General features: G+C 58.4%; 16 protein-coding genes. 6 read left to right on the top strand and 10 right to left on the bottom strand.

Features of this window, described 5'->3' with window-relative positions; translation table 11 throughout:
• Positions 1 to 22: 22 nt before the first annotated feature.
• The 8 genes from ACR0LZ_RS02375 to secG all read right to left on the bottom strand — a co-directional run bounded on the left by ACR0LZ_RS02375 (position 23) and on the right by secG (position 6,027).
• Positions 23 to 799 (bottom strand): ABC transporter ATP-binding protein, encoded by a 777-nt coding sequence (locus ACR0LZ_RS02375; RefSeq protein ID WP_480748171.1) that lies wholly within the window; start codon positions 797 to 799, stop codon positions 23 to 25.
• A 128-nt stretch (positions 800 to 927) separates the two neighbouring features.
• Positions 928 to 1,680, bottom strand: coding sequence for a phosphate/phosphite/phosphonate ABC transporter substrate-binding protein (locus ACR0LZ_RS02380; protein ID WP_480748172.1), 753 nt, complete (start codon positions 1,678 to 1,680; stop codon positions 928 to 930).
• Positions 1,677 to 2,114: a tellurite resistance TerB family protein gene (locus ACR0LZ_RS02385; protein WP_480748173.1), complete on the bottom strand. Its 438-nt coding sequence runs from the start codon at positions 2,112 to 2,114 to the stop codon at positions 1,677 to 1,679. The genes ACR0LZ_RS02380 and ACR0LZ_RS02385 overlap by 4 nt, the downstream gene beginning before the upstream one ends.
• Before the next feature lie 20 nt (positions 2,115 to 2,134).
• Complete coding sequence (locus ACR0LZ_RS02390; protein WP_480748174.1) at positions 2,135 to 2,584, bottom strand: tellurite resistance TerB family protein; 450 nt, start codon at positions 2,582 to 2,584, stop codon at positions 2,135 to 2,137.
• A 42-nt stretch (positions 2,585 to 2,626) separates the two neighbouring features.
• A complete protein-coding gene (locus ACR0LZ_RS02395) occupies positions 2,627 to 2,920 on the bottom strand; it encodes a DUF1330 domain-containing protein (protein WP_480748175.1) in 294 nt (97 codons plus the stop codon).
• Positions 2,921 to 2,996: 76 nt separating this feature from the next.
• A complete protein-coding gene (locus tag ACR0LZ_RS02400; RefSeq protein WP_480748176.1) occupies positions 2,997 to 3,767 on the bottom strand; it encodes an isocitrate lyase/PEP mutase family protein in 771 nt (256 codons plus the stop codon).
• 93 nt (positions 3,768 to 3,860) lie between these two features.
• A complete protein-coding gene (locus ACR0LZ_RS02405; protein ID WP_480748177.1) occupies positions 3,861 to 5,504 on the bottom strand; it encodes a CTP synthase in 1,644 nt (547 codons plus the stop codon).
• Positions 5,505 to 5,661: 157 nt separating this feature from the next.
• On the bottom strand, positions 5,662 to 6,027 hold the full coding sequence (gene secG, locus ACR0LZ_RS02410) for a preprotein translocase subunit SecG (RefSeq protein WP_480748178.1): 366 nt from the start codon (positions 6,025 to 6,027) through the stop codon (positions 5,662 to 5,664).
• Positions 6,028 to 6,176: 149 nt separating this feature from the next.
• Between secG and nthA the strand changes: the two genes are divergently transcribed.
• From nthA to ACR0LZ_RS02435, 5 genes are all read left to right on the top strand, one after another.
• The gene (gene nthA, locus ACR0LZ_RS02415; RefSeq protein WP_480748179.1) at positions 6,177 to 6,791 is read left to right on the top strand and encodes a nitrile hydratase subunit alpha; all 615 of its coding nucleotides are present in this window, start codon (positions 6,177 to 6,179) and stop codon (positions 6,789 to 6,791) included.
• A complete protein-coding gene (nthB, locus tag ACR0LZ_RS02420; protein WP_480748180.1) occupies positions 6,788 to 7,465 on the top strand; it encodes a nitrile hydratase subunit beta in 678 nt (225 codons plus the stop codon). Before nthA ends, nthB begins: the two co-directional genes overlap by 4 nt.
• Positions 7,462 to 7,797 (top strand): nitrile hydratase accessory protein, encoded by a 336-nt coding sequence (locus ACR0LZ_RS02425; protein WP_480748181.1) that lies wholly within the window; start codon positions 7,462 to 7,464, stop codon positions 7,795 to 7,797. Before nthB ends, ACR0LZ_RS02425 begins: the two co-directional genes overlap by 4 nt.
• Positions 7,798 to 7,960: 163 nt before the next feature.
• Positions 7,961 to 9,256, top strand: coding sequence for an adenylosuccinate synthase (locus ACR0LZ_RS02430; RefSeq protein ID WP_480748182.1), 1,296 nt, complete (start codon positions 7,961 to 7,963; stop codon positions 9,254 to 9,256).
• Positions 9,256 to 9,498: a DUF2842 domain-containing protein gene (locus ACR0LZ_RS02435; RefSeq protein WP_480748183.1), complete on the top strand. Its 243-nt coding sequence runs from the start codon at positions 9,256 to 9,258 to the stop codon at positions 9,496 to 9,498. The genes ACR0LZ_RS02430 and ACR0LZ_RS02435 overlap by 1 nt, the downstream gene beginning before the upstream one ends.
• Positions 9,499 to 9,574: 76 nt before the next feature.
• Here the strand turns inward: ACR0LZ_RS02435 and ACR0LZ_RS02440 are convergent, their stop codons facing one another.
• Positions 9,575 to 11,485, bottom strand: coding sequence for a hypothetical protein (locus tag ACR0LZ_RS02440; protein WP_480748184.1), 1,911 nt, complete (start codon positions 11,483 to 11,485; stop codon positions 9,575 to 9,577).
• On the opposite strand from ACR0LZ_RS02440, the gene ACR0LZ_RS02445 reads away from it, so the two are divergent.
• Positions 11,443 to 12,315: a thiamine diphosphokinase gene (locus tag ACR0LZ_RS02445; protein WP_480748185.1), complete on the top strand. Its 873-nt coding sequence runs from the start codon at positions 11,443 to 11,445 to the stop codon at positions 12,313 to 12,315. The two genes, ACR0LZ_RS02440 and ACR0LZ_RS02445, sit on opposite strands and share 43 nt — an antisense overlap.
• On the opposite strand, the gene ACR0LZ_RS02450 is transcribed toward ACR0LZ_RS02445, so the two are convergent.
• Positions 12,260 to 13,177, bottom strand: coding sequence for a DMT family transporter (locus ACR0LZ_RS02450; RefSeq protein ID WP_480748186.1), 918 nt, complete (start codon positions 13,175 to 13,177; stop codon positions 12,260 to 12,262). The genes ACR0LZ_RS02445 and ACR0LZ_RS02450 overlap by 56 nt on opposite strands.
• Positions 13,178 to 13,241: the final 64 nt, after the last annotated feature.

Genomic DNA, 13,241 nt, shown 5'->3' on the forward strand with positions numbered 1-13,241 from the left:
CCAGTTTGTTACTGATTTGAATTTATGCCGCCTGAGTGGCGGAAAGGAAGCCCTGAAGTCGCTCCGATTCAGGGGCTGTAAAGATATCTTCGGGTGAGCCCTCTTCCTCGATAAGGCCCTGATGAAGAAAGACGACATGGCTGGAGATGTCTGCGGCCATCTTCATGTCGTGGGTTACGATGATCATGGTGCGGCCCTCGGCGGCCAGATCCTTGATGACCTTAATGACTTCCTGTTCCAGCTCGGGGTCCAGTGCCGAAGTGGGTTCATCGAACAAAAGCGCCTGCGGCTCCATGCACAACCCACGTGCTATGGCGGCGCGCTGCTGCTGGCCACCTGACAGCTGTGCCGGATAATTGTCGCACTTGTCGCCGATGCCCACTTTGTCAAGATATTTCCGGGCACTGTCCTCGACCTCGTGCCGGTCGCGCCCCAGCACGGTCAGCGGGGCCTCCATCACGTTTTGCAGTATGGTCATATGTGCCCAAAGATTGAATTGCTGGAACACCATGGAAAGATTGGTGCGAATACGCAGCACCTGTTTGGGGTCGGCAGGGCGGCGAGTGTTGCCATTGCCGGTCCAGCGCACCGGTTCGCCGTTGAAGATGATCTCGCCCTCTTGGCTGTCTTCGAGCAGGTTGCAACAACGCAGAAGCGTGGATTTTCCCGATCCCGACGATCCGATCAGTGAAACGACGTCGCCGCGATGCGCGGTGATGTCGACCCCTTTCAGCACTTCGAGTTGTCCAAAGCTTTTGTGAAGGTTCCTGATTTCGATGACGGGGGCTGTACTGGTCACTGTCTGTCCGGTTTTTGTGAGTGGTGTTGGTCCGGTACTAGGGCCGAAATTCCTGAGCATTGCAATGCGCAAATGTAGCAAATGGGGGGGTGATTGCCCGTTTTGATCATAGATAATGCTCGAAACGGTCAGGGTGACCTAGCGAAAACTTCTGGACCCGGAGGTGTTGGAATCGCCAGATATGCCTGGGCCGGGATGTTCACCATCTGCCGCAAATGCAGCAGTTGGCGGTCCGTGTCGGACAGATCGGAGATCGCTGAGCGCACGGCGCGAGCAATGGCTGAAGCGTCTTCTTGATCGGATGTAATGTAGGGCAGCGTTGGGGTTGGCTCCGTGCGATCGACCTCGCGGAGCCTGTACCTGAGGTCGGTGTGCTGTTTCAGCAGTTCCCAGGTCAAGGCATCGAGTGATGCGAAATCTGCTTTTCCTTCGGCGACAGCTTGAGCCGAGCGGGCGTGACCTCCGCTTTCCAAGAGCATTCTGGGGGCCAGACCGAGTTCCGCCAAGTGGGTGACCGCTGCAGCCCAGCCGGATTGCGACAGTGCTTCGTTATAGGCAAAGGTTCCGGTGGTCAGCTGTTCCAGGCTACGTGGGTCATCCTTGCGGGCGACGAACACCGAACAGTAGTGACCAGGGGGGCAACCGGGCAGACCATAATCGGGTGTGCCAACGATCTGCACCCTTCCATGCAACCGGGTTCGATAGGGCATGCCGCAAGTCTGCGAAAATACCATCTCGGGGTCGAGCCAGATATCCCAGAAAACCCGGTCGCGTGTCAGCGTATCGGGGCCTCGGCCAAGGTGTTGGCGAATGAGCGACCAAAACCTGTCATTTGCGGGTTGCAGCGCGGGCAAGTCGTACATGCCCAGCATTGCGGTCATGAACGTTGTGCCTTTTGCCGCGCCAATGCCGAATCAACATCACTAACGCCAAGCAGGCTGGTGACCAGCCGTAACAGCGAGTCTTCTTCGCCGGTGCGCGTTCCGTCTGCCAGAACCACCGACCACATCGCTTCGACCACCGCCTTGCGGTCGTCATAGGGCACGGCTTCCTTGATGGCGCGGGTAAAGCGCACGGTGTCGGGGGCTTGTGCCTCCAGATCCTCTCCCTGGGCGCGCAGGGCAGCGGCCTCGAACGGGGACAGGCCATAGCGACGCGCGGTGATGCGGTCGATCCGGGCCATTTCGGTATCTGCATAGTCGTGGTCGGACCGTGCGATGCGCACCAGCAGGGCCGTCAGCGCCAGACGGGCGTCTTCGGCACCCAGCGGGTCGGGTTGTGGTTGTGTCAGTCGGGAAAGAAAATTGCCAAACATGAGTCGGTTATAGGGTGGGTTTACTGCGGGTCCAAGCGGCTTTGAACGCGCGCGCGGGCCGCCTTGCTGTCATTGAAGCTGAGCCCCATTGCTGCGCGGGCTTCTTCGACGATCTTGATCTCACCTTCCTGGGTCTCGCCATCTGCGAGCACGACTTCCCAAAGCGCGTCCAGGGCGGCCATACGCTCTTGCAGATCGGTGGTTTCACGGATCAGCTTGCCGAATGTGTCTGTATCCGGCGCGGCGGCATGCAGCTTCTCGCAGGTCGCGCGCACCTTTGCGGCCTCGATCGCGTTGTGCTGGTACAGGCGCGCAAGAATTTTATCAATCAACCGGATTTCTTCGACCTGATAGTCGCGGTCCGCTTGTGCCACGCGCACCAGCAAAGCCCCCAGCGCCAGTTCGGCGTCGGGATCGGGCAGCGCCGAGTGTTGGGGGGGGCGAAACGCCTGAAACAACTTCTTCAGCATGGGGGCAGACTATTCCGGTTTGAGAAGGTCGCCAAGCAGGAACTAGACATCATATCCCTTGATGATCACCAGATCGCCGGTCGACACCGGGTCACGCAAAGCCTTGGCATCCTGGTAGCCGACGCTGTCATAGCAGGCCAAAGCATCTTCGTAGGTCGGAAATTCGATAACCACGGTCCTGGCGCGCGCCTGACCTTCGCGCACTTGCCGCTCACCGCCGCGCACCAGAAAACGGGCGCCATATTCGGCAAACGGTGCGGCGTTTGCGGCGATATAGGTCTTGTATGTCTCCATGTCGTCCACATCCACATGGGCGACCCAATATCCCTTGGTCATGGGATTTCCTCCTGCGGTTCACGAGGCAAAGTGCGAAGGAAACCGCAGATTTGCAATACCCTAACGCGGATCAACCCTATGGCCGCAGTGCCGCGCTCGCATTCTCTTGCAGCCAGGCAATCATCTGTCGATAGGGCACCGGACCATAGCTGACACGTGCAACACCTAGTTTCGCCAGTGTCGGCGTATCTGGCGTGCCGGGCAGGGCGATGATGTTGACGGGCAGGTCGATGGTATCACAAAGTCGGGCAATCAGTGCTTCATCCTTCAGGCCGGGGGCAAAGAACCCGCTGGCCCCGGCATCAGCATAGGCTTTGGCGCGTGCAACGGCATCATCCAGCATTGCATTATCATGGTTGTCCGGATGAGCCTTCAGAAAGATATCCGTGCGCGCATTAATGAAGGCAGGAATGCCGGACGCCTCACAGCCTTGGCGCATTGCGGCAACCCGACCCACTTGCGTTTCAATGTCGTACAGGTTTTTTGTTCCGATGATCTGATCTTCGAAATTGAAGCCGATCACGCCGGATTGCAACGCTGCACGAACATTGGTCGTGATCGTTGCCGGATCTTCCGCATATCCGCCTTCGAAATCCAGCGTGACCGGCAGATCGACGGCGTTGACAATGCGGCGGGCATTATCCAGCGCGTCATCCATCGGCACGTTCTGACCGTCGGAAAAACCTTGCGCCATGGCAACCGGAGCACTGCCCGTTGCAATTGCCTTGGCCCCGGCGTCGCGTACTGCAGCAGCGCTGCCCGCGTCCCAGATGTTGTAGAGAATCACCGGGTCGCCCTTGCGATGCAAGGCCGCAAACTGTTCTGCGCGGGTAATCTGAGAGTTCATGACCGATCTCCTGTCTCGTGTCCACAGACAGTGAACCTTGAGACGGGGTATGTCGAACAGGAAAGTCCGACCCGCCCCACACTTTGCGGTGATTTATACCAGCCGTGATGTTTCCTTGGCGGCGCGGACAAAATCCTTGAACAGGGGATGCGGGTCGAAAGGTTTGGATTTCAGTTCGGGATGATACTGAACACCGATGAACCACGGATGATCCGACCATTCGACGATCTCCGGCAGGCGCCCGTCGGGGCTCATTCCCGAGAAATTCAGGCCCGATTTTTCCAACTTTTCCCGATACTTGATGTCCACCTCATAGCGGTGGCGATGGCGTTCCTCGATATTGCGCGCACCATAGACTTCGGCCACCTTGGAGCCTTCTGCCAGAACCGCGTCATAAGCGCCCAGTCGCATTGTACCGCCCTTGTCGTCGCCGACCTTGCGCTCGACCCGGTGATTGCCCTGAACCCACTCCTTGAGGTGATAGACGACGGGTTCGAAACGCTTTTTCCCGGCTTCGTGGTCGAACTCCTCGGACCCGGCCTCGGCAATGCCGGCGACGTTTCGAGCGGCTTCGATCACCGCCATTTGCATGCCCAGGCAGATACCCAGATAAGGTACTTTGTGCTCGCGTGCATATTGTGCGGCTTTGATCTTGCCCTCGGTCCCGCGTTCGCCAAAGCCACCAGGGACGAGGATCGCGTGGAAACCTTCGAGATGGGGTGCTGGGTCTTCGGTGTCGAAAATCTCGGCATCGACCCATTCGATCTTCACCTTCACCCGGTTGGCCATGCCGCCATGGGTCAGCGCCTCGGCAATCGACTTATAGGCGTCTTCGAGCTGAGTGTATTTGCCGACGATGGCGACCTTCACTTCGCCTTCGGCGTTGTGGATGCGGTCGCTGACGTCTTCCCATTTGGCCAGATCGGGTTTCGGGGCCGGGCTGATCTGGAAAGCATCCAGAACCGCCTGATCCAGACCTTCCTTGTGATAGGCCAGCGGTGCGTCATAGATGGTGGACAGGTCCTGCGCCGCAATAACGCTGTCCGGGCGGACGTTGCAGAACAGGGCCAGTTTCTCACGTTCTTTCTGTGGAATCGGCCCTTCCGAGCGGCAGACCAGAATGTCGGGAGCCAGACCGATTGACCGCAGTTCCTTGACCGAGTGCTGGGTCGGCTTGGTTTTCAACTCACCCGACGCTTTAATATAGGGTAGCAGTGTGAGGTGCATAAAGATGCATTGACCGCGCGGTTTGTCCTGGCTGAACTGGCGGATAGCTTCGAAAAATGGCAACCCTTCGATGTCGCCTACGGTGCCGCCGATCTCGCAGAGCATGAAATCGACCTCATCTTCGCCGATGGCGATGAAATCCTTGATCTCGTTGGTGACGTGCGGGATCACTTGAATGGTCTTGCCCAGATAGTCTCCGCGGCGTTCCTTCTCCAGCACGTTGGAATAGATGCGGCCAGAGCTCACTGAATCCGTCTTGCGTGCCGCCACACCAGTGAAACGTTCATAGTGGCCAAGATCCAGATCGGTCTCGGCCCCGTCATCGGTGACGAAAACCTCGCCATGTTCAAATGGCGACATGGTTCCGGGATCGACGTTCAGGTAAGGATCCAGCTTGCGCAAACGCACCGAGTATCCCCGTGCCTGAAGCAAAGCGCCAAGTGCCGCCGACGCCAGGCCCTTGCCGAGCGAAGACACAACACCGCCAGTAATGAAAATAAATCGTGCCATGTTTTTCGGCTGCTCCCGTGTGACGTATTATCAACTGCCCGGCGGTCAAAAAAAACCGCAGCACCACGGGACTTCACATATAAGAGATTCGCGCGCAAAGCGCAAGAGAACCGCAAGATGCTGTGCCGTTCTCTATCGGATTTCTAGGTTTTGTGGATCAGTCGGCTTGCGGGATCAGCGGCGCGTTGTCGCCCTGTGCCGGCGGCAACAGGTCTTCGCCTGCCGGAAGCTCCGGTGTGCTGGGCTGCGATTCTTCCTGCGTAGGAACACCCAGCCGGTCGATGACAGAACTGCCCGAAGATTTCTTGGCCGCGATGATCGTCAGCGTGATCGACGTGACGATAAAGCAGATCGCCAGAATCCATGTCAGCTTGCCCAAGGCAGTTGCCGCCGCGCGGCCCGACATGACGCCGCCACCGCCGCCGCCCATGCCAAGCCCGCCACCTTCGGACCGCTGCATCAAAACGACGGCGATCAGGCCCAAAGCCAAAAGAAGGTGAATGATGAGGACAACGTTTTCCATGGTCTTCCTGTGCGGCGTGGCGTGTATCGCGTGGTATCTATGCAAGTTTGCCCGGAGGGGCAAGGGAGGAGTTTCCATCACGTCCGGTGATGTCGGATATCACACCAAAAGGACTGGACAGAGGCCCTTGCCTCGCGCAGGCTCGGATTATGCCGCATGACGACCACGACCACCCACATGCTCTTTTGCCGCCTGAGCCCGCACTGCGAGTCAAGGCATTGGAAACGATTCTGACCCGCAAGGGGCTGATCGACCCGGCAGCACTCGATGAGATCATAGATACCTATCAGAATCGCATCGGGCCGAAGAACGGCGCGCATGTGGTGGCAAAGGCCTGGAGCGATCCCGTATTCAAGGCTGCGCTGCTTAAGGATGCAACACCGGTCGTTGCCGACCTGGGCTATTTCGGTCGACAGGGCGAGCACATGGTGGTGGTCGAAAATACGCCCACCCGGCACAACATGGTCGTTTGCACCCTGTGCAGTTGCTATCCTTGGCCGCTGCTTGGCATCCCACCGGGATGGTACAAATCCGATGCCTATCGGGCTCGCGCGGTGCGTGAGCCGCGCAAGGTGCTGGCAGATTTCGGTGTAACCCTGCCGCCGGAAACCACCGTCAGGGTTTGGGATTCGACGGCGGAGGTACGCTATCTCGTGCTGCCGATGCGGCCCAAGGGGACTGAGGGGATGGGCGAAGAGGAACTCGCTGCGTTGGTCACTCGTGACAGTATGATCGGCACCGGCCTGGCCAAGGTGCCGTCATGACCCGCGTACATGACATGGGCGGGAGGTTCGGCGACGGCCCAGTAAGACCGGAGGCCGAGGACGCCCCTGTTTTCGCCGAGGATTGGCACGCTCGCGCCTTGGCTGTGACCTTGGCTGCCGGGGCGCTGGGTCAGTGGAACATAGACGTTTCACGCCACGCGCGCGAGAGGTTGTCGCCCAAGGATTACACGCGATTTTCCTACTATGAGAAATGGATCTCTGCGCTGGCCGATCTGCTGGTCGAATCCGGGGTGCTGACCGAGGGCGATCTGCGCGGCGAAGAAAGAGACGCGCCCCACCCGCTGGCAGCCAAGGCATTGAAAGCGCAAGCTGTGGCTGGTGTTCTGGCCAAGGGCGGCCCCGCCGACCGCCCGACCGGGCCTTTGCCAAGGTTCTCGGCAGGTCAGGCGGTACGGGTGCGCATGCCGACCGATAATGCGCTGGTTGCCAGCGGGCACACCCGGTTGCCCAAATACGTGGCCGGGGCGCATGGTTATATCCGAAACGTTCACGGCAATCACGTTCTACCCGACAGCAACGCGCACGGGTTGGGCGAGGCGCCCGAGCCGCTTTATGCCGTGCGCTTTTTTTCCCGCGAGTTGTGGGCGCATCCGGAACACCCCGACGATGAAGTGGTTCTGGACCTGTGGCAAAGCTATCTGGTGCCAGGATGAACGACTGCCCCTCGCATACCGCGCCCGAGCCGGTTTTTGAGGCACCCTGGCACGCGCAGGTCTTTGCGTTGACTGTCGTCATGAACGAGGCCGGACGATTCGCCTGGACCGAGTGGGTAGAGCGCTTTGCGGCTACCCTGAAAAGGCGAGGGTTGACGCAGGAGCTTGACGGCGGTGAAGACTATTTTCGCGCCTGGCTTGAAACGCTTGAGATGTTTCTGGCCGACAGCGGCGTCGCGCAGTTCAGCGAGGTCGCCCGGATGCACACCGCCTGGGAGCAGGCGTACCTGACGACGCCCCACGGCGAACCTGTGCATTTGCCTGTAGAGTGACAAGAGGGGCGTTGCCCCCCGTCGCAGCAAGCCGCGACTCCTCCGGAGTATTTTTGAAAAGGTGAAGAGGTGGCCTGTCCGGTGCGTCGAATTTGCGGTTTCCCTGATCCACGCGCCCCGGTATATGAGCCGGGTTTGGTAGTTCAGCGCAAAAGGACCGGATATGGCCAACGTGGTGGTTGTCGGCGCCCAATGGGGTGACGAGGGTAAAGGCAAAATCGTTGACTGGCTCAGCGAGCGGGCGGACTTGATTGCGCGTTTTCAGGGCGGGCACAATGCTGGTCATACCCTGGTCATTGACGGCAAAGTCTATAAACTGAACGCTTTGCCCTCGGGCGTCGTGCGCGGTGGCAAGCTGAGCGTGATCGGCAATGGCGTGGTGCTGGACCCTTGGCATCTGGTCAAGGAAATCGAGTCGATCCGGGCGCAGGGCGTCGACATCAGCCCCGAGACTCTGATGATCGCCGAAAACACGCCGCTTATCCTGCCAATTCATGGCGAACTGGACCGGGCGCGGGAAGAAGCGGCCTCCAAAGGGACCAAGATTGGCACCACCGGGCGAGGCATCGGGCCTGCCTATGAAGACAAGGTGGGGCGCCGTTCCGTTCGGGTCGCTGATCTGGCTGATGATGCCACGCTTGAAGCGCGGATCGACCGGGCATTGCAACATCACGACCCACTGCGCAAGGGGTTGGGAATAGAACCGGTGGACAGAGACGCGCTGGTCGCGCAGCTCAAAGAGATCGCGCCACAAATACTGCAATACGCCGGTCCGGTGTGGAAGATCATGAACGAACAACGCAAGGCTGGAAAGCGCATCCTGTTCGAAGGTGCGCAAGGTGCGCTGCTTGACATCGATTTCGGCACCTATCCGTTCGTGACTTCGTCGAACGTGATCGCCGGGCAGGCCGCCACGGGTGTGGGCATCGGGCCGGGATCGATCGATTTTGTTCTGGGTATTGTAAAGGCCTATACCACCCGCGTGGGCGAGGGGCCATTCCCGACCGAGCTGGATGACGAGGACGGCAACCGTCTGGGCACCCGGGGGCATGAGTTTGGCACCGTCACCGGGCGAAAGCGTCGCTGTGGCTGGTTCGACGCGGTGCTGGTGCGCCAGACCTGCGCCACCAGCGGCGTCAACGGTATTTCGCTAACGAAGCTGGACGTGCTGGACGGGTTTGAGACGCTGAAGATCTGCGTGGGTTACGAACTGGATGGTGCGCGGCTGGATTATCTGCCGACGGCGGCGGATCAACAGGCGCGCTGTAAGCCGATCTACGAGGAAATGCCGGGCTGGAGCGAATCCACCGAGGGCGCACGCAGCTGGAACGACCTGCCTGCCAATGCCATCAAATACGTCAAACGGGTGGAAGAGCTGATCGAATGCCCTGTGGCGCTGCTTTCAACCAGCCCGGAGCGGGAGGATACCATTCTGGTCACCGACCCGTTTGCCGACTGATGGGTGGGGCCAAGAAGCCGGGCCTCAGCTACAAGGCCCGTCGCCGCTGGTCTTTGATCATCCTGCTGTTGGGCTTGCCGCTTTATATTGTGGCTGTGGTGACAGTGCTGAATTTGTTGGATCGTCCGCCAATCTGGCTGGAACTGTTGGTTTATGTCGGTCTGGGCGTTTTGTGGGCGCTGCCCTTCAAATATGTCTTTCGTGGCGTTGGCCAAGCCGACCCGGACAAGGACAAGCGCTGACAATCGGCCTTTGCCGAACAAACAAAAAAAGGCCGATCAGATGATCGGCCTTTTTGCATTCCTGTTGTTTCAATAGTCAGCCTGCAGCACGCTCATCGCCGGGGCGGAAACCAATCTGGCTGGAGGCAGAGAACCGTCCTCCGCCCGCCTTTTCGATCTTGCCGTCTCGTAACAGCTGACCAAACGAACGCAGGCTGTCTTCGCGATCAAAGGTCGGCAGGTCAAGGGCGCGGACCTTGTTCATCAATTGCGGGCGCGAGAACTGCTCTTGCCCCTCAACAAATGACAGATAGGCCGCAGCCGCTTCAAGCAGTTCGGGCATGGATTGGGCGCCTTGCGCTTCTGCAAAGGCCTTGAATCCTTCACTTTCTTCCCTCTCGAAAGCTTGGGAGGCTATGCTCGATGCGACGTCTTCTGGGGCAAGGTCAATCCGCTGTTCCGCGACCAGTCGCAGCACGCCTGACTCAGCGGACTCCATATTGGCGGACTCCTGCCCGCCGGAGAGGCTCATTTTTTGCTCGGCGGTAGCCAGCAGCCGTGACAGCTCTTCATCCTTGTCGTCGACGTATTCTACCGCGAGTTCGGCGCTTTCTTCGGATAACTCGATGATTCCATCGAAATCGTCCTCCACCGATTGCGCGACCGGAGCTTCACTGGGCGTATTTGTGGTTTCTTCATCGATCGTCGGCGCCACATCGTCAAAACCCAAATCGAGTCCGACCTGTGGTTTGGAGAACAGAAAGCCGTCGATCGGATCGTTCGTCTCTTTCACACCCAGAATTTTGTACCCGGCACTGTTTTCCTGTGCCTCTTTGTGGGCGTCTTCTTCGATCTTTGCCCTGGCGAAGGCTGCGGATATCGCATCGACCGTATTCAAAGCCTCGAGTGGCTTGAATTCGGTGTTTTCGTCCTCGGCGAGATGCCCAGTTTCGGCATCGTGGCGTGAGACCACAGCGCGGATGCGCTGGAGCTTGGCTACGATGCTGTCGGCAACGGGGATGCTCTCTGGCTCATCGGCCGTGGATACGGCATCAGGCCCGGAATGCGTCGCCCGCAGTTCGGGTGCGGGCAAATCTGCGTCATCCGCCACTTCTTCGGTATGATCGAACGATACCGGTGCCTCTGTTTTGGCGGTCTCGTCATCGACTTCTTCCGGTTCAACCGTCAACTCGTTCAAAGCGTCTGCCTCTTCTGACGGGATGACTTCACTAACTTGGTCAACCTGCGACACGGAAACGTCACTTGAAGCGGTTTCGGTTTCCTCTTCAAAAGCAACAGTTGCATCCTGAAGGTCGGTCATATGCTCATCGACCTCGTCCTCGAAGGATACACTCTCATCGACTTCATCCGACCAGGGTTCGATGGCGTCTTGCGCATCCGCCGTCTCCTCAACTTCGTCGGAAAGGGCAGTTTTCTCTTCGGTCACCTCTTCCGGAGACGCCTCCAGCGGGGTCCCTTGGAATTGACCCCAAACCGGCATGTCCTGCGGTTGCTCGTCGGGTCCCTCGACATCAACATGCTCGGGAACATCTTCCAGCGGCGCGGCGCTATGCGCGTCTTCGAAATCGGTATTGTCGGTTGCTTCTCCGACAGGTGCCAATTCTTCGCTTTGCACCTCGTCAATTGTGTTTTCGTCTGACGCTACATCCTGCCGGTCGACGATCCGGTCGTTGCCGAAGGGTGCCTCGTCTTCGCGCGAGGATGTCTCTGCAGACGGCGCAGGTGCGGCCACGCCCGACGCGCGGAGCAGGATGCCGCCGGAATCCTGATGGGCCTCAATATGACGGGCCTTATCGCGTCGCGCGATTTGTGTCAGCATCTCTGGGTCGGGTTGCGGAGGTTCGGACCCGAAATAGCGGTCATCCGCCGCAAGATCCCGAAAGTACTCTGCGATTGCTTTCATGGTCTCAAAGGAATCTTCAAATCCTTCAAGGGTGCATGAGAATGTCCCGTAAGATACGGTTAACACTTTGTTGCTCTGTACCATGCGACGCTCGTCCTCTACATACCAGTTGTCTAGCTTATGTTGCGCCCAGAGCCATTTTCGGCGCAAAACTGTGTAACTCAAGGTATCATTTTGTGGCCGGAATGTGTCGAAAAATCAAAAATAAATCCAGTGGTCACAAAAATGCCGCATTTATCCAAAGTTGCGCGCCGGTTGGTCTTGTAGGAGGGGGCGAAATCGGGGCAAAGGATTTTGCTCTGATGGCTCAAAACGTGGTGCTGGTGGCGGCTGCGGACGGTGGCGCACAAGCGGTAATTGCGAATGACCGGATGCCTGACGCGGTCATAGGCGATTTTGATTCGCTGACACAGTCCGAACTTGGCCGCTTTCCTGCCGATAGATTGTTTCCGGTTCGGGAGCAGGAGAGCACGGATTTTGACAAGGCGCTACGCAACATCGATGCACCTCTGGTTTTGGGAATCGGCTTCCTCGGCGGTAGGGTCGATCACCAGCTTGCGGTTTTCAATACGTTGATTCGAAATGCAGAAAAGCGTTGTATTCTGATCGGCAAACATGAGGTCATCTTTCACGCGCCACCATCGATCCGACTAAAAATCGAACCGGGCAGTATCGTGTCATTGTTTCCTTTACGACAGGTAATGGGGCGCAGCCGGGGTTTGGAATGGCCTATCGGAGGGCTGGTTTTCGAACCGGATGGTAAGATCGGAACCTCCAACAGAGCGTTGTCCGATTTGGTGTTGGAGTTCGACGGCCCGGGCATGCTGATCATGGTGCCGCGTGATTCGCTGGATCAGGTCATGCAGGCGTTTCAGTCGGAGCTGACCGGGCGCTGGCCCGCTCGCGCAGAATGACATAAAGACCTGCGCCGATGGTGATGCAGATTCCGACCGCTGCCAGCCCGTTTGGCAGATCGTGGAAGATGAGCCATCCGATCACCGTCGCAACAGGAATTTCCAGATACTGCATCGGAGCAAGAGTTGCGGACGGGGCATAGCGCAATGACCACGTCATCAGCAGATGCGCCAAAGTTCCCAAAAGCCCGATGGCGATAAGAAGCCATGCGGTTGCAACTGTCGGAGGAAGGGTAAAGGACAATTGTGGCAGTTCAGCAATCGTGCCCGCGATCAATACCGGAGCGACCGCAACTGTCGCCAGCACGCCGGATACTGCTTGTAGTGAAACCGGGTCGGTTTCCTTTGCGATTTGCCGGGTAACAAGCATGAAGAGCGCAAATACCACAGCAACGACAAGCGGCAGAAGGGCGGGCAGGCCAACTGCGGCAAAGCTGGGTTGAATGACGAGAAGTGTGCCGACAAAGCCGACGAAGCAGGCCGCGATCCGGCGCAGGCCAACCTCCTCGTTCAGAACCAATTTTCCCAAGATCAACATGATGAACGGCATTACAAAGGCAATCGCCACAGTCTCTGCCAGAGGCATGAATTGCAGTGCCGTGAACATGGCGGCAATTCCGATGATGTGCAGGCCCGTGCGCATCACGATCAGGCGAAAGACGCGCGCTCGCATGCGCCACGGGCGCCGGGTGGCTACGATTAGTGGTATTAAAACCGCCGCCTGAATCGCAAAGCGGACCAGCAAAAGTTGGCCTATGGGCATCGTCTCTCCCAGCAGTTTGGCAATTGCGTCGCCCATCGGCGCAAGAACGCAGAAACCAAGCATCAGGAGAATGCCAAGAACGGGGCGATCCTGAGTCATGCCGTGCACGCTAGGTCAGGTTTCGGGATTTCAAAAGGGCCAAAAGCCGCCCAATCGGTTTTGG

This window comes from Ruegeria sp. CI1 (assembly GCF_056536925.1).